Here is a 15,602-nt window from a genome sequence, read left to right on the forward strand (position 1 = left end):
TTTAGGTGTAAGATCACTCTCCACGTTCGGCGCGTTGCCGTGCCCGAATCTCTTTTTCAACACGACGCAACGCTTTCTTCGAGCCACGCTCAAAATCATGCGCCTCTTTGCGCTCTCGATAGTCTACGAACAACGTCTCTAAGTCATAACCCGCCGGATAGAGATCAACCGCCTGCGCTTCAAGCCGGACGCGCCGCAACGGATGGTCGCTGAACGTCCCTTCCGTGTAAACCGTGACATGTCGCCCAGAATCGTCCGTCGCATAGACGAGCCCGACTTGATTCGTCTCGAGTAACCGGACGCGATCTCCTTTTTCAAATTGCTGAATCAGTTCCGGTTTCGCGTTCACCACTTCTTGTGTCAGCTTCGAAGTGTCGACGAGTGTCTGGTCATATACTTTTTCTGTCATATAACGTGACGCCTGTTTCAAAATCGCTTCGGGTAGCTTCATTTTCCGGGCAATGAACAGCGCGTTGCTGTCGCCGGACTGTCCAATCAACAACCGATACTTCGGCTCGAGCGTGTCCGGGTCGAATTGCATCGCCGCGTTCATGAAGTCCGGATGCGTCTCGGAATACGCTTTGATTTCCCCGTAATGGGTCGAGGCGACGACGAGGCAGCCGCGTTTGTACGCCTCTTCTAAAATCGCGATGGCGAGCGCCGCCCCTTCGTTCGGTTCGGTCCCACTCCCAATTTCGTCAAATAAGAGCAACGACCGTTTGCCGGCCCGCTGCATGATCGTCGCCACGTTGTTCATGTGAGCCGAGAACGTGCTGAGTGCCGAACCCATGTCTTGATTGTCACCGATATCGACGAACACGTCGTCAAACGTCGAGATGTCCGTGTCGGAATGAGCCGGAATGTGCAAACCACTCATCGTCATTAAAGTAAGCAAGCCGATCGTTTTCAAGACGACCGTTTTCCCGCCGGCGTTCGGTCCGGTGATGATGAGTCCTCGGTACGTCTCGCCGAGCGAGAAGTCGAGCGGGACCGCCCCATCAAGCAACGGGTGCCGGACTTGTCGCAACCGAATTTTCCCGGTCCCGTTCACGCGTGGCGAAATTCCTTCGATCGTCTGGCTATACTTCCCTTTGGCGAATACCATGTCGTACTGGGCGATGACGTCGAGCGTCGTCTCAATCGCCGGTAACGCTTCGGCTACCATACCGGTCAGCGTCGCGAGCACTTGATAGATTTCAACCGCTTCCTCGGTCCGTTTGACGGCGAGTTCCGCGTTCAGCTTGCTGATCGCTTCCGGCTCGATGAACACGGTCGTCCCCCGGTTCGACGTATCGATGATCGTCCCGGCGACTTTATGTTTGTACGGCGCCTTGATTGGGATCGTGAATCGGTCCTGCTTCTTCGTCACAAACGCGTCTTGAATCGCTTCACGGTTGGCCGCGCTCTTCAAAAATTTAGTCAACCGCTCCTCGATCCGTCCTTCGAGAATATCGATTTGCTTCCGAGTCCGTTTCAGTTCTTTTGACGCCTCATCGACGACGCGTCCGGCCCGGATCGACCGAACGATTTCTTCTTCGATCGAGCGCCTTTCACTCATCTCGTCCGCGTACAGAGATAACAACGGTGCAAAGAACGTCTGCTCGGCCATGAATCGTTTCAGTTTGCGGGCTCCGCGGAAAAATTCAGCGACGGCTTCAAGTTCACCCGCCTCGAGTTGGATGCCACGACTGATTTTCCCGATGAGCGGTTCCATGTCGGACACCCCGATGAACGGGACGTGCGACGAGGCGTCTAGGATCGCTCGTGCCTCCGACGTCTCTTGCAGTCGTTTCTTCACCGTCTGTAGATGGCTCGTCGGTTGTTGATTTCTGAGCAACTTGCGACCGAACCCGCTGATGCAGTAGCGTTCGACTCGTTGGATGAGTTCAGTATATTGTAGTTTTTCTAACGTTTGTTCGTTCATGGTGATCTCTCCTTAAAATAGGGTGGAGATACCGCGCAAACAAAAAGCGTCGGTCGATGACGACCAACGCAAAAAGACAGACCGGTGTCTGGCAGTTTATGATGGGCGGTATCCGTAACAGAACATGAAGGCATGACAAAAACACGCGTCATCCTACGTTTTTCAGTTCGTTAGGCAGATACGACCTCACTCATCAACATGCAACACCTTTCACTTAAGATTCGTCTTCACTATACAACAAATTTCAGAATAAGTACATTTTTTAGACAGCGCTTACAAATTAGGTCTTGTCTTCTTTTAGATAGCGTGCTATGTTGAGACAGAAGAAACAAATATTGATCACATGTGACTGATTCGATCAGGCATGGGGTAAGACGAAAGGCTCACGCCACCCGTCTATACTCCATGCCTGTTTTGTTTTTTCACAATCATTTTCGCAAGGAAAGGATGAAGTGAACATGTTATTGAATAAGTGGATGAAGAGACATACACTGACACTTTATGCACCCATGGAAGGAGACATCATTCCACTTGAGCAAGTGGCCGACCCCGTCTTCAGCGAGAAGATGATGGGCGACGGAATCGCCATTAAGCCGACAAACGGAACAGTCGTCGCACCGGCTAATGGAACGATCGTCCAAGTCGCACCGACGAAGCACGCCATCGGCATCCGGACGGAAGACGGAGCTGAGATTTTGATTCACGTCGGACTCGACACGGTCGAACTTTCAGGAGACCCGTTCACAGTCCACGTCACTGTCGGTGACCATGTTGACGTCGGACATCCTTTGTTGACAGCGGACTTGAAGCGGATTCATCAAGCCGGGAAGGACACGGTCACTCCGATGATCGTCACGAACGGAAGCGACTTACCTCACCCCTACTCGTTCCACGCGGGCGGGCCCTCGCTTTCCGGAAAGACTGTCGTCGCTCAAGCGGAACAATGACTCCTCGATAGGAGGACACATGTTAAAAATCAAAAAAATCTTAAACAACAACGCGGTCATCGTCTCAGACGAAGGTGAAGAAAAGATTGCCATCGGACCAGGCGTCGCCTTTAAAAAAGGGCGCAACGACATCGTCAATCCGCATAAAATCGAAAAACTATTCGTCATGTCGGAAAACGATAAGTTTCAACAGCTCTTAAGCCGCATCCCGGTCGACCACTTCACCATTTCCGAAGAAATTATCACGCATGCGGAGAAGCGGCTCGAGACGACGTTCAATGAGCACATCCACGTCGTCCTGACCGATCATATCTCGTTTGCCATCGAGCGTGAAGAAGAAGGGATCTCGCTTCGTAACAAGCTGTTGAACGAGATCAAAATCTTGTATCGCAACGAATATGAGATCGGGCTCTGGGCGCTGCAACTGATCGAGGACAAAATCGGGTTGAAGATGCCGAAAGACGAAGCGGCTTTCATCGCGCTCCATATCCATACACTCAAAGTGAAAGGAGGTGATTTGCGCAAGACGGTCAAACAGACGACGATCGTAAGAGACATGATTCAATCGATTTCACGACGACTCGACCTATCTATCGAAGAAGATGACTTATCCTATCAACGCTTATTAACCCATTTACGATTCGTCATGGATCGGGTCAACCATTACGATCATCACACGATCGACGAGGACATGCTTCAGATGATTCAAACAAAATTCTCGTCCGCTTACGCGTGTGCGTCTGACGTCGCAACTGAAATGGAAAACTTATACGGCATCGTCTTGCCCGAGTCAGAGCTTGGTTACATCACGCTCCACATTCAACGCCTGCAAGATCAACACCATCAAAAAGGAGGACATTTACAATGATGAACTTTTTACAACGTCTCGGACGTTCGCTCATGTTGCCGGTTGCGGTACTTCCTGCAGCGGCCATCCTCATGGGCATCGGTTACTGGATCGACCCGGTAGGCTGGGGTTCTGAAAACATCGCCGCCGCCTTCCTCATCAAAGCCGGTGCAGCCATCATCGATAACATTCCAATTCTCTTCGCTGTCGGGGTCGCCCTCGGTATGGCGAAAAACCGTGACGGCTCAGCCGCTCTCAGTGGTCTCGTCGCTTTCCTCACGGTCACGACACTTTTATCAGCAGCAACAGTCGCATTATTCCAAGGTGTAGACGTCGAAGCCGTCAACCCGGCGTTCGGTAAAATCGCTAACGCGTTCGTTGGGATCTTGTCAGGTCTCGTCGCCGCGTCCATGTATAACCGCTTTAGTCACGTGCAGTTACCTGACGCCCTCGCCTTCTTTAGCGGCAAGCGTCTCGTCCCAATCATGACGGCGTTCTCGATGATTCTCGTCTCGGTCGCACTTTACTTCGTCTGGCCGGTCGTCTACACAGGACTCGTCGGATTCGGTGAAACAATCTCTAAAATGGGAGCAATCGGTGCTGGACTTTATGGATTCTTCAACCGTCTATTGATCCCGACAGGTCTTCACCACGCCCTCAACTCGGTATTTTGGTTTGACGTTGCCGGCATCAACGATATCGGTAACTTCTGGTCCGGTGAAGGTGAGAAAGGGATCACGGGCCGCTATCAAGCTGGATTCTTCCCGATCATGATGTTCGGTCTCCCGGCAGCAGCCCTAGCGATGTATCACACTGCGAAAACGAAACGTAAAAAACAAGCGGCCTCGCTCCTTCTCGCCGCAGCGTTCGCTTCATTCTTCACAGGTGTCACGGAACCGCTCGAGTTCTCGTTCATGTTCCTCGCACCAGTTCTTTACCTTGTTCATGCTGTGTTGACAGGCGTGTCACTCTTTATCGCTGCCACATTCCAATGGACGGCCGGGTTCGGCTTCAGTGCCGGTCTCGTCGACTTCGTCCTCAGCTCACGGCTACCGCTTGCGAACCAGCCGTATATGTTGCTCGTCCAAGGCCTCGTCTTCGGTGCCATCTACTACACGATCTTCCGCTTCATGATTGTCAAACTCAACTTGGCAACGCCAGGTCGCGAGTCGGACGAAGAGGTTGATGCAGTCGCGACAGAAACAGCGCCTGAAGGTGAAACGAAAACGGCACCAGTTGCAGCAGGTGGTCAGTACTCTGCGATGGCAGCCATGATTTATGACGGTCTCGGTGGTGACCAAAACGTCACCGGTATCGAATCGTGTGTCACACGTCTCCGTGTCGACGTCAAAGACATGGACACGGTCGATCAAACGCAAATTAAGAAAGCGGGCATCCCAGGAATTAAAGTCGTCAGCCCGAACCATATTCAAGTCATCGTCGGGACGAACGTTCAATTCGTCCTCGAAGAGATTGAAAAACTCCGGAGCAACCGCGCCGGATGACGAACGAAAGCCACCTCACGCTGAGGTGGCTTTTTTTACATGCCTCGTAGTCGTTTGATGCGTTCTTCCGGATTCGGGTGTGTCGAGAACAGTCCGCTCAGCTTTTTCTTCATAGGATCCGAAAAATAAAGTGATGCCGACGCCCGTGACGCCTCTTTCACTGGCGTTTTGACGTTAGCGATCTTCTCGAGCGCCGAAGCGAGTGCGTCCGGGTTCCGCGTCAGCTCAGCTCCGCTCGCATCAGCCAAAAACTCACGATTTCGCGAGATAGCCAGATTGACGAGCGTCGCGATGATCGGAGCTAAAATCAACAGGACGAGCCCGACAATCATAAAGATCGGATTTTGGTTGTTGTCCCGCCGTCCACCGATACTTCGGAAAAACAGCATCCGGGAACCGATGTCACTCATGATGGCGATGACGGAGACGAGGGCGAGCGTCACCGTCGCCAGGCGGACGTCATAGTTTTTAATATGCGCGACCTCGTGGGCGATGACACCTTCGAGTTCTTCGCGGGTCAACTGATCCATTAAACCCGTCGTCACGGCGACAGCCGCCTTCTCGGGTTTGAGCCCGGTCGCGAACGCGTTCGGTGACGGGTCATTGATGATGAAGATCCGTGGCATCGGGACACGGGCGACCATCGCCATGTTCTCGACCGTGTGCCATAAGAAACGATGTTGTTCGACCGATGTGATCTCTTGGGCGTGATTCATCTTCATGACGATATTCGTGCTCGACATGATGACGATCCCGATGTAAAACAACGAGAACACCGGAGTGAAGATGAGCCCTGGGAGCGGATCGCCATAGTTCAAATACGAGATGACAACCCCGACGGCTAAGACGAGGAGGACGAATCCAGCCACGATGAACACGGTTTTAATCTTATTCTTGCGGATTTGTTCATACAGAATCATCGTCGCCACTCCAATCCATTAGAATGAGACGCGAACGTTCTCGCGTTCTTCTTCGCGCGCCTCGAGCATGTCGCGTTTTTCGAACTTATGGACGGAAGCGATGATGTTCGTCGGGACCGATTCGATTTTCGTATTGTATTTCATGACCGTGTTGTTATACAGCTGTCGCGAGTAAGCGACTTTGTTCTCTGTCTGCGTCAACTCTTCTTGAAGCATCATAAAGTTCTCGTTTGCTTTCAAGTCTGGATACGCCTCGCGCAGCGCGAACAAGTTTTTGAGCGCACCGCTCAGTTGATCATTCACTTCCATCTGTTCCTGACGGCTCGTCTTCGAGCCAAGCTGGTTTCGTAGCTCGACGACTTTCGTGAGCGTCTCTTGTTCATGCTTCGCATACCCTTTCACCGTCTCGACCAAGTTCGGAATCAAGTCGTAACGGCGTTTCAGCTGAACGTCGATCTGCGCCCACGACTCGTCGACCCAGTTTCGATATTTGACAAGTCCGTTGTACATCGAAAAATAGATGACCGCCAAGACGACGATGATACCAATTGCGATAATCCAACCCATTTCAACACCTCATTTCATGATTTACTTCTGTATTAATTCCCTTTCGTCGTATACCATAAGCATAACTTAGAGAATATGTAGAAAATGGTTCATATCTACTGTGGGTTCCCTCACGAATTCATGCAAAGGAGTGTCACAATGTCCGTTCCTACCATCGTTGTTGCCGTGAAAGCGGTAATTGTGCAAGACGACCACCTCCTCATCATCAAACGGGCAGCCGATGACGAGGTCAATCCCGGCACATGGGAGCTCGTCGGCGGTAAACTTGACTTTGGCGAGACGCTCGAACATGCCCTTGAACGGGAAGTATTCGAAGAGTCCGGTTTGCGTGTCGCGGTCCAACAATTGTTGTACGCTACGACGTTTTTGACCGACCCGAATCGCCAAGTCGTCATCATGACGTACTTGGCTCACCCGATCGTGACAACCGTAACCCTCTCCGAGGAACATAGTGACGCCAGATGGGTAACGGCTGACGAAGCACAAAAGTTATTACATCGTCCAATTCTTGACGATCTGGATTCACATGACGTATGGGCCTTGCTTCAACCAAAAATGATCAACTGACAGGAGTGCAAATCATGCTTGTGACTGACCTCGATTCAAGATTGACGGATCTGTACGACGAAATGGTGACGCTTCGACGTCATTTTCACCAATATCCCGAACTGTCGTTTGAAGAACAGGAGACACCAAAAACGATTGCCGCTTATTTGCGCAAGCTCGGCCTCGAAGTCCGCGAAGGCGTCGGCGGCAACGGTGTCGTTGGACGCATTCGAGGCGGTAACGGACCAACCATCGCCTTCCGGGCCGACTTTGACGCTTTGCCGATCCAAGACTTGAAAGACGTGTCGTACCGCTCCAAAGTGAACGGTTCGATGCATGCGTGCGGCCATGACGCCCATACGGCGACACTGCTCGTGCTCGCCAAAGCTTTGAGTGAGACCGACCTGCCGGGAGACGTCGTTCTCATCCATCAGTTTGCGGAAGAACTCGCGCCCGGAGGAGCCGAACCGATGATCGAAGACGGCTGCTTGGACGGTGTCGACTACATCTTCGGCGCTCACATCTGGACGCCGCTCCCGTATGGCACGATCGGGGTAAAAGCAGGTCCGATCATGGCCGCAGCCGACCGCTTCGAGCTGACGATCAAAGGGAAAGGTGGCCACGGCGCGATTCCGCAACATACGGTCGATGCCGTCATGGTCGGGGCGAACGTCGTCGGTCAGTTGCAACAAGTCATCAGCCGTCGCATCGACCCGCTCGAGCCGGCCGTCTTAAGCGTCGGTACGTTCATCGCGGGGCAGGCGTTTAACGTCATCGCCGATGAAGCGAAGCTATCCGGGACGGTCCGAACGTTTACGCTAGAAACGCAAGAACGAATCATCTCAGAGATGGAACGCGCCATCTCCCATGTCTGTTCCGCGAGCGAGGCGACGTATGAGCTCGAATATATCCGCGGCTATCCTCCCGTCATCAATCATTACGCCGAGACAGAACATGTTCGCCAAAGTGCAGCTCGCGTCGTCGGTGAAGCCGGCGTCATCGAGATGTCTCCGCTCATGGTCGGAGAAGATTTCGCCTACTACATGCAACATGTTCCCGGCAGCTTCTTTTTCGCCGGGGCCGGCAATCCTGAAGTCGGCGCCGTCTTCCCTCACCACCATCCTCGCTTTGATGTGGACGAACGGGCCATGCTAAACACCGCCCGCGTCCTCATGCGCGCGGCGTTCGAAACATGGAACACACACAAAAACGAAGACTGACGCCCTAAGGCATCAGTCTTCGTTTGGCGTTTCTGATAACATCGACACGAGAACTTGGTCGACACGTTTCCCGTCCATATCGACGACTTCGAAACGTAACCCGTACGCCTCGACGATGTCTCCGCGTTTCGGGAAGTCACCGAGCGAGTAAATGACGAGCCCTGCTAGCGTGTGGTACAAATTACGGCCCTCATCGAAACGGTTATCTCGAATCCCGAACGTCCGTTTTAAATCTTCAATCCCGAGCAAGCCATCCGCCAAGTACGTCCCGTCCGCGCGGCGGACCACTTCCGGCGTCTCTTCTTCAATCATCACTTCTCCGACAATCTCTTCTAGTATGTCGAACAATGTGACCATACCGAGGAAGCCACCGTATTCATCGAGCACGAACGCGATCTCAACGCCGTTCTTTTGCATCATCTGCAGCACTTGGCTGGCCTCGCGTTGCTTTGGCACGATGAGCGGCTGCTTGATGCGTTTTAAAATTTGTGACGGCTCACGCAACGTCGCGAGCGTTAAAATATCACGGACATCGATGTAGCCGACGAACTCGTCGAGCGAATCGCGTCCGACTGGAAGTTTGTTGTGTTTACTCTCATAAATCGATTTTTTAATATCGTCCATGTCATCCTCGAGGTCGACCCATTCGAGCATCGTCCGCGGCTGCATCAGTTCATAGATCAACTGGTCGTGGAAAGCGAAGACGCGCTCGACTTGTTGCACTTCTTCATGGGCGAACGCCCCTTGCTGCGCCCCTTCGAACAACAACTGTTTAATTTCGAGCTCGGTCTCCCCACTCGACTGTTCTGCTTTCAAGCCAAGCAATTTGAACAAGAACAGTGTCGATTTCGATAAGATCCAAATGAACGGTCGCATGACTTTGCTGAACAAATCAAGCGCCGGAATGATTGACATCGTCACCTGTTCAGGTGACACGAGCGCAATCCGTTTCGGGACAAGTTCTCCGATGATGAGCGACAAATACGTGATAATCGTGACGACGACCACATAGCCGACCGTCGGTGCGTACTGCGCGCTCATTCCGAGCTGTGCAAATAGTTCAGCGAGCGGTGTTGAAAAACGCGCGCCCCCGTAAGCCCCGTTGATGATTCCGATCAATGTGATCCCGACTTGGACGGTCGACAACAGGTCTGTCGGGTCTTTTGAATGTTTGAGCGCAATCTTGGCGCTGCGTTTACCTCGATTCGCCTCAACTTCAAGTTTTGCCGGTTTCGACGAGATGAGCGCGATTTCTGTCATCGCGAACACCCCGTTCAACACGATCAAAAATATGACGATCATTAAATCAATTACTATGGAAGAATCCACTTGTTTCATCACCTCTACGTATATTTCGTACGACTCCATCTCATCATATCAGAGATTCATTATCCACCTGTACCCGTTTTGCTCACAAAAAAAGCCACTTCATTGCGAAGTAGCCTGTTCCGTCGCTTGACGATCGATTGCTGCCGCCTGAGCTTGTTTGAATACAATCACCCCTAGTAGCAAGATCATCAACCCGATGATTTGGCCTGGTGACAGTGATAACCGCGGCATTCCGAACGCTCCGAAGAGGTCGACACCGAGTGCCCAAATCAACTGGGAGACGAGGATGATCGAGACGGATAATGTCGGGCCGAGCAGTTGGATGCTGCGCATCACACAAAATACAACACCGACACCGAGCAAACCACCGAGCGCATAAATCGGTGAAATGTCGAACACGCCGCGGATGTTCCCACCGAAGAGTACGAGCGGGACAAGCGAGCCGACGAACCCGACGATAAAGACGAGCACGGTCGTTGCCCAAGCTCCTAAATACACGTTCATTTTGGCATTGACCGCCGCTTGTACACTGATGAACGCGCCGGCCACCGCTGAACAAATAATTCCTACTAACATGAACTGCCTCCTTATTCATACACCATGCCATTGGCACGTTCGTTTAATCGTTTCGCGTCGAGAATCTTCACTTTCGTCCGACTCCGTTCGACGAGTCCCTCGTCCGCGAACGCCTGCAGCGTCCGATTCAAGTGGCGATAGCTCGTCCCGAGCCATTCGGCGACTTCTTTCCGTTTCAACTGACTCATCTCTTGTTGGAACAACTCATTTCCTGACGCACTGAGTGAGAAGAGATAGCCTGCTAACCGCTCTTCAAGCGTCGACATCAGATGATTCGAGGAGGCGTTCGCCTCAATAAATAACTTTTCCGACACTCCACGGAGCAGGTGTTCCGTGAACTCGATCGTCCGGTTATGCGCCCGCAGCGCTTCAAACGGGATGCGCAGACACGTGACCGCCCCGACCGCTTCGACCGTATGCAGGACGTCCCGGCCGCTGGCGTACTCAATATCGCCAATCAAAGACGGCGCCGTCTTCAACCGCAAGAGTCTCAGTTTCCCTTCCTCGCTCAACGTATAAATTTTGACGCGTCCCTCTAAAACGACGAACAACGACTCAATCGTTTGATCGTTCGCACACAACATCGCACCGGTTGGAAATGTCACGATCGACGACGCCGCGAGTGTCTCCGTCGAAAAAAGATGGTGCCAGTTAAGGCGTGTTAACGCAGCTTCAACCCCCATGTCACCCCTCCTCACGTGAATGTATAAATCCCGATACCGACAACCATCAAGGCGAGTCCCATGATTTGACCTTGATTGACAGGCTTCTTCTTCACCCCGAACCAACCGTTCAAATCGATAAGGAACGCCCCGATCAATTGGGCGACGAGCAACACGCAGATTGCCCACGTCACACCGAGTTGCTGGATGGCCGTCAGCTCTCCGAAGACGACGAAGACGCCAAACAACCCGCCTAAACTGTAATACCATGGCACACGCCGGAACGCCGTCATGTCTGCATCACGTTTGAACGCATAAATGCCCAAAGCGAGGATGAGTCCGACAAAGTGGACGATCGTGACGGACAACCAGGCCCCGACCGCGTAACCGAGCTTGGCGTTAAAGATGCCTTGTAGCGCGATGAACGTGCCTGAGAGTACTGCAAAAATGATTCCCATACTTACCTCCTATTCTCCTCGTCTGACTGTACGCGAGAATAAGATGCTTGAAAAGGACATATGTCCAAAAAAAGAACAACCTAGGTCAAGCCCTTGGTTGTTCGCATCATCATCCTAAAATTTTCACGATTTCTTCCGCGACTTGCTCAGAAGACTGCGGGTTTTGTCCCGTGACAAGGCGATCATCGACGGCGACGTTGACAGCCCAATTGTCGGCTTTGTCAAAATCTCCGCCCTTCTCACGAAGTGCCGTCTCTAACAAGAACGGTACAGCTGAATCGAGTTGCATCTCGACTTCTTCAGCATCCGTGAATCCAGTCACGCGCTTACCTTTTACGAGTGGTTCGCCGTTGCTCAACTTGACGTTGACAAGGCCGATCGGGCCGTGACAGACAGCTGCAACGATATTGCCGCTCTCGTATACGTCTCGAACGACACGCTGTAACGTCTCGCTTCCTGGGAAGTCGACGACTGTCCCGTGTCCACCTGGAAGGAAGACAGCATCATATGTTTCATCCGCTACTTGATCAAGGCGGACCGTATCTTTCAACAAGGTTTTCGTATTTAAGATTTCTTCCGGTAATCCGTCTTCTAGGCTGTTCGCATCGATTGGCACGTCTCCACCTTCGATACTAGCAATCGTTACTTTGTAGCCTTGTTTCTCGAACAAAAGGTACGGTTCAGCGAACTCCCCGAGCCATAACCCTGTTTCGTGGCCGTTCTCTAATTTATTGGCAGATGTCGTGACGATCAGTACGTGTTTAGACATGTGATTTCCTCCTTCTGAAATAAGCATACGAATTAAATGTTCCCGTTGTGGTTCGATTCAAACCATCGAACGCTCGACACGACGAGACGTCACTCTTTTTTTGACCTGGTCATTTTTTTGAAACAGGAGCGGCGCCTGAACTCGTTATACTCGGATTATCAGTCATCAGGAGGGAACCATCGTGACCAAATCGATACTTGAATGGGGATTTCTCGCTGTCGCCGCTTTGATTGTCGTCCTTGTAGTACTCGGTGGAATGTGGACGAACATGTGACCTCGCTTCGCTGAGCTGTCACATGATTGTTCGTTTGAAACACGCCTTAAATCGGGAACAGACCAATGTTGTCCTATCGCCACATTCATTTGAGAAAGGATGTTGAATATGTCAGAACGCGTTTTCATCAGTCCCGCAAAGTATGTGCAAGGCAAGAATACGATTGACCGGATCGGAGAGTATGTCGGGCATTTCGGTTCACAGGCACTTCTCATCGCTGACGATATCGTCTGGAGCTTGATCGGGGAACGGGTGACCGCCTCGTTGACGTCGAGCGGTGTGAACGCCGAGAAAGCCGACTTTGTCGGGGAGGCGTCACGTCACGAGATCGAACGGATCGCCAAGGCGGCAGAAGCGAACGAGACGGCGTTCGTCATCGGCATGGGCGGCGGGAAAACGCTCGACACGGCCAAAGCCGTCGCCGATGCGCTTAATGCCCGCATCGTCATCGTGCCGACCATCGCCTCGACTGACGCCCCGACGAGTGCCCTCTCGGTCATCTATACGGATGAAGGTAATTTTGAGAGTTACCGGTTTTATAAGAAGAATCCCGATTTGGTCCTCGTTGACACGAAACTGATTGCCGAAGCCCCGGCCCGCTTCCTCGCCTCAGGGATCGCCGACGCGCTCGCGACGTGGGTCGAGGTCCGGAGCGTCCTCTCGTTCGGGGGCAAGACAATGGCAGGCGGCGTCCCGACGATCGCCGCCGAAGCGATCGCCAAACGCTGTGAAGAAGTCTTGTTCGATTATGGGATTCCGGCTTATGAATCGGTAAAAGCAAAAGTTGTCACGCCAGCGCTTGAAGATGTCGTGGAAGCGAACACGCTATTGAGCGGTCTAGGTTTCGAGAGCGGTGGATTGGCGGCAGCCCACGCCATCCATAATGGCTTCACCGCCTTAGACGGGGAGATCCATCATTTGACGCACGGTGAGAAAGTCGCGTTCGGGACACTCGTCCAGCTCGCGCTTGAAGGACGGACGCAAGCCGAGTTCGAACGGTACGTCGCCCTTTACATGGCGCTCAATTTGCCGGTCACGCTCGAAGACGTGAAACTGAAAGACGCGTCACGAGAAGATATCTTGAAAGTCGGTCAAGCAGCGACCGCTGAAGGGGAAACGATTCATAGCGGTTTCGACGTGTCGCCTGAAGATGTGGCCGACGCCATCATCGCCGCCGACCGTTACGCCCGCCTCTACCAAAGCAAACTAACCTAAAAAGACGAGGAACGGCTACTTGAGCCGTTCCTCGTCTTTAGTTGAAGTTACGAATGAGACGACGATGCCGAGCGCCATACAGCTGACCGTCAGCACGAAAAACGTCAGTTGATTCGCGTAAATAATGTTCGTGAACTGGTTCCAACCCGACGCGTACGCCGCATTTTCAGAAGCTCGTATCCCGTCCCGCAACGAACTTGCCTGCCCGAGGTTCACGTATAGACCGATTCCCGCCATCAATACGCTCCCGGCGAAAAGACCGACCCGCGCGAGACCATTCACCGACGCGACCGTTCTCCTGGCGAGCCGAATCGTGATCCAAATAAACAACAAGACGAACGGCCAGCCGACCAATAAGACGAGCACGTACGGGTTTCCTTCGCCCGCTGGCTCCGTATAGGCGGCCGTCATCGTCTCACCGAGCTTGAATAACATAAATGTGATGAGCGTGATGATGAACCACGCCTTGATCAACTTCTCCATGACAACACCTCGTCCCCAGTATACCAAAAACACCATGCGCTTTCGCACACGGTGTCAAGTCACTCTTTCGGACGAACGGCGTAGTAGATCAAAATGACGAGCCACGTCCAAACCCCGGTAAAGATTCCGAGGATCGCGATGATGAAAAAACCGAGCGGGATCATCGACTTCGTCCGGTTATAGTCTTTCCACATATTCGATAACCCTTTGATATTGAAATACAAAAAGGCAAAGAATAGGACGAGCAATAACAACGGTAAGCCAAAAATAAGTTCCATATGCGTCCACTCCTCTCTTCTGTTGCACAGTGCTTGTCTATACAACCAGTTTACTTCGTTTAAGCCCCCGGCACATCGGGCTGGGGCAGTACATCTATCGGGTCACGAGACGGAGACTGTCGTTTGAGTATTCCCTAATCACTCGTCTTTTCATCATTTCAAAAAAAGGGAAAGGAAAACTATCCATGCATAAGGGGGTCGTCCTAATGAAACTCATCCGCCTGCTGCTCATCCTCGTACTCGTCTTCACCGCCTCGTCTACTTATGCCGCCACACCGTCACCTCAGCCCGGCTACACGATCAAGACGACGAAACTATACTGGCGGGCCATGCAATCGTCACCGGTCGCCAAGACACTCCTCACCAACACACCCGTCCGTTACACAACGTACAATCGAAGCTGGTCGAACGTCTACATCGGGAGCACCCGTTACTTCACACCATCGAGCAATCTAAAGGCCGGTATCCCGAAACTCACGTCAACGGAGCGATTGCGGCTCGTCAACAAGCAACACGGTTTGTCCGCGTCCTATCGGTCCCGTCAACTCGTCACGCTCACCATCCCGACCGTCTATGCGAAAGGAAGCGAACGGACGCTCATGGCTGCCGAGGCGGCGCACGCGCTCGCTCGTCTCTACTATGACGGCCGAAAACAAGGACACACGCTTTACGCATTGAGCGCGTACCGGTCCTACGCCACGCAAAAATCACTCTACAATTATTGGGTCAACGCTCGCGGCACGGCCTATGCCTCGATGTATGTCGCCCGTCCCGGCCATAGTGAGCACCAGACCGGACTTGCCGTCGATATGACGAGCGAGCAGATGCGGATGGGACTATACGCCTCGTTCGATCAGACACCTGAAGGGAAATGGATGATTCAAAACGCGCACCACTACGGCTACATCGTTCGCTATCCAAAAGGCAAAGAAAAGATCACCGGCTACAACTATGAGCCGTGGCATCTTCGCTACGTCGGTGTGAAGGAAGCGACGACGATGAAACAAAACAACTGGACGTTCGAGGAGTGGTGGAGCAAACGCTAAGTCCGAGCATCTAGCCATAGGGAAGCGAGGTGCCCC

At 52.5% G+C, this 15,602-nt stretch carries 17 protein-coding genes; 7 read left to right on the forward strand and 10 right to left on the reverse strand.

Translation table 11 applies throughout. The annotated features are described in order from the left end of the window. Nucleotides 1-13: 13 nt before the first annotated feature. A complete protein-coding gene (locus EVJ22_RS11815; RefSeq protein WP_131443992.1) occupies nucleotides 14-1,924 on the reverse strand; it encodes an endonuclease MutS2 in 1,911 nt (636 codons plus the stop codon). Nucleotides 1,925-2,400: 476 nt separating this feature from the next. Here EVJ22_RS11815 and EVJ22_RS11820 point away from each other — a divergent pair, with 476 nt between their 5' ends. The 3 genes from EVJ22_RS11820 to nagE are packed head-to-tail and all read left to right on the forward strand — an operon-like array spanning nucleotide 2,401 to nucleotide 5,223. Continuing rightward, nucleotides 2,401-2,871 carry a PTS sugar transporter subunit IIA gene (locus tag EVJ22_RS11820; protein ID WP_236633526.1) on the forward strand — a complete coding sequence of 157 codons (471 nt, stop codon included), beginning with the start codon at nucleotides 2,401-2,403 and terminating at the stop codon, nucleotides 2,869-2,871. 19 nt (nucleotides 2,872-2,890) lie between these two features. Beyond that, nucleotides 2,891-3,739 (forward strand): PRD domain-containing protein, encoded by an 849-nt coding sequence (locus EVJ22_RS11825; protein WP_131441252.1) that lies wholly within the window; start codon nucleotides 2,891-2,893, stop codon nucleotides 3,737-3,739. Then, a complete protein-coding gene (gene nagE / locus EVJ22_RS11830; RefSeq protein WP_071398775.1) occupies nucleotides 3,736-5,223 on the forward strand; it encodes an N-acetylglucosamine-specific PTS transporter subunit IIBC in 1,488 nt (495 codons plus the stop codon). Before EVJ22_RS11825 ends, nagE begins: the two co-directional genes overlap by 4 nt. 35 nt (nucleotides 5,224-5,258) lie before the next feature. On the opposite strand, the gene htpX is transcribed toward nagE, so the two are convergent. Together htpX and EVJ22_RS11840 are read right to left on the reverse strand one after the other, a co-directional pair. After that, nucleotides 5,259-6,140 (reverse strand): zinc metalloprotease HtpX, encoded by an 882-nt coding sequence (gene htpX / locus EVJ22_RS11835; protein WP_070328297.1) that lies wholly within the window; start codon nucleotides 6,138-6,140, stop codon nucleotides 5,259-5,261. Nucleotides 6,141-6,161: 21 nt separating this feature from the next. Further along, a complete protein-coding gene (locus EVJ22_RS11840) occupies nucleotides 6,162-6,710 on the reverse strand; it encodes a LemA family protein (protein ID WP_131443994.1) in 549 nt (182 codons plus the stop codon). Between the two features lie 138 nt (nucleotides 6,711-6,848). Between EVJ22_RS11840 and EVJ22_RS11845 the strand changes: the two genes are divergently transcribed. Both EVJ22_RS11845 and EVJ22_RS11850 read left to right on the forward strand, forming a co-directional pair. Beyond that, complete coding sequence (locus EVJ22_RS11845; RefSeq protein WP_071398773.1) at nucleotides 6,849-7,277, forward strand: NUDIX hydrolase; 429 nt, start codon at nucleotides 6,849-6,851, stop codon at nucleotides 7,275-7,277. Between the two features lie 14 nt (nucleotides 7,278-7,291). Then, nucleotides 7,292-8,476, forward strand: a complete 1,185-nt coding sequence (locus EVJ22_RS11850; protein WP_131443995.1) for an amidohydrolase — start codon at nucleotides 7,292-7,294, stop codon at nucleotides 8,474-8,476. Nucleotides 8,477-8,488: 12 nt separating this feature from the next. Here EVJ22_RS11850 and EVJ22_RS11855 read toward each other — a convergent pair whose 3' ends face one another. The 5 genes from EVJ22_RS11855 to EVJ22_RS11875 all read right to left on the reverse strand — a co-directional run bounded on the left by EVJ22_RS11855 (nucleotide 8,489) and on the right by EVJ22_RS11875 (nucleotide 12,270). Continuing rightward, nucleotides 8,489-9,778 carry a hemolysin family protein gene (locus EVJ22_RS11855; RefSeq protein WP_233589702.1) on the reverse strand — a complete coding sequence of 430 codons (1,290 nt, stop codon included), beginning with the start codon at nucleotides 9,776-9,778 and terminating at the stop codon, nucleotides 8,489-8,491. A 126-nt stretch (nucleotides 9,779-9,904) separates the two neighbouring features. Continuing rightward, nucleotides 9,905-10,381 carry a DMT family transporter gene (locus EVJ22_RS11860; protein ID WP_071398771.1) on the reverse strand — a complete coding sequence of 159 codons (477 nt, stop codon included), beginning with the start codon at nucleotides 10,379-10,381 and terminating at the stop codon, nucleotides 9,905-9,907. A gap of 11 nt (nucleotides 10,382-10,392) precedes the next feature. Continuing rightward, nucleotides 10,393-11,064, reverse strand: a complete 672-nt coding sequence (locus EVJ22_RS11865; RefSeq protein WP_131443996.1) for a Crp/Fnr family transcriptional regulator — start codon at nucleotides 11,062-11,064, stop codon at nucleotides 10,393-10,395. A gap of 11 nt (nucleotides 11,065-11,075) precedes the next feature. After that, nucleotides 11,076-11,501, reverse strand: coding sequence for a DMT family transporter (locus EVJ22_RS11870; RefSeq protein WP_016507911.1), 426 nt, complete (start codon nucleotides 11,499-11,501; stop codon nucleotides 11,076-11,078). 109 nt (nucleotides 11,502-11,610) lie between these two features. Further along, nucleotides 11,611-12,270 (reverse strand): type 1 glutamine amidotransferase domain-containing protein, encoded by a 660-nt coding sequence (locus EVJ22_RS11875; protein WP_071398770.1) that lies wholly within the window; start codon nucleotides 12,268-12,270, stop codon nucleotides 11,611-11,613. A 382-nt stretch (nucleotides 12,271-12,652) separates the two neighbouring features. On the opposite strand from EVJ22_RS11875, the gene EVJ22_RS11880 reads away from it, so the two are divergent. Next, on the forward strand, nucleotides 12,653-13,759 hold the full coding sequence (locus tag EVJ22_RS11880) for a glycerol dehydrogenase (RefSeq protein WP_131443997.1): 1,107 nt from the start codon (nucleotides 12,653-12,655) through the stop codon (nucleotides 13,757-13,759). Between the two features lie 15 nt (nucleotides 13,760-13,774). Here the strand turns inward: EVJ22_RS11880 and EVJ22_RS11885 are convergent, their stop codons facing one another. Both EVJ22_RS11885 and EVJ22_RS11890 read right to left on the reverse strand, forming a co-directional pair. After that, nucleotides 13,775-14,242, reverse strand: a complete 468-nt coding sequence (locus tag EVJ22_RS11885; protein WP_071398768.1) for a hypothetical protein — start codon at nucleotides 14,240-14,242, stop codon at nucleotides 13,775-13,777. A gap of 59 nt (nucleotides 14,243-14,301) precedes the next feature. After that, nucleotides 14,302-14,520, reverse strand: coding sequence for a hypothetical protein (locus tag EVJ22_RS11890; RefSeq protein WP_016507949.1), 219 nt, complete (start codon nucleotides 14,518-14,520; stop codon nucleotides 14,302-14,304). 206 nt (nucleotides 14,521-14,726) lie between these two features. On the opposite strand from EVJ22_RS11890, the gene EVJ22_RS11895 reads away from it, so the two are divergent. Continuing rightward, nucleotides 14,727-15,566, forward strand: a complete 840-nt coding sequence (locus EVJ22_RS11895; protein ID WP_071398767.1) for a M15 family metallopeptidase — start codon at nucleotides 14,727-14,729, stop codon at nucleotides 15,564-15,566. Nucleotides 15,567-15,602 lie beyond the last annotated feature (36 nt).

It is taken from the genome of Exiguobacterium sp. SH0S7 (assembly GCF_004337195.1).
Taxonomy (GTDB): domain Bacteria; phylum Bacillota; class Bacilli; order Exiguobacteriales; family Exiguobacteriaceae; genus Exiguobacterium; species Exiguobacterium aurantiacum_A.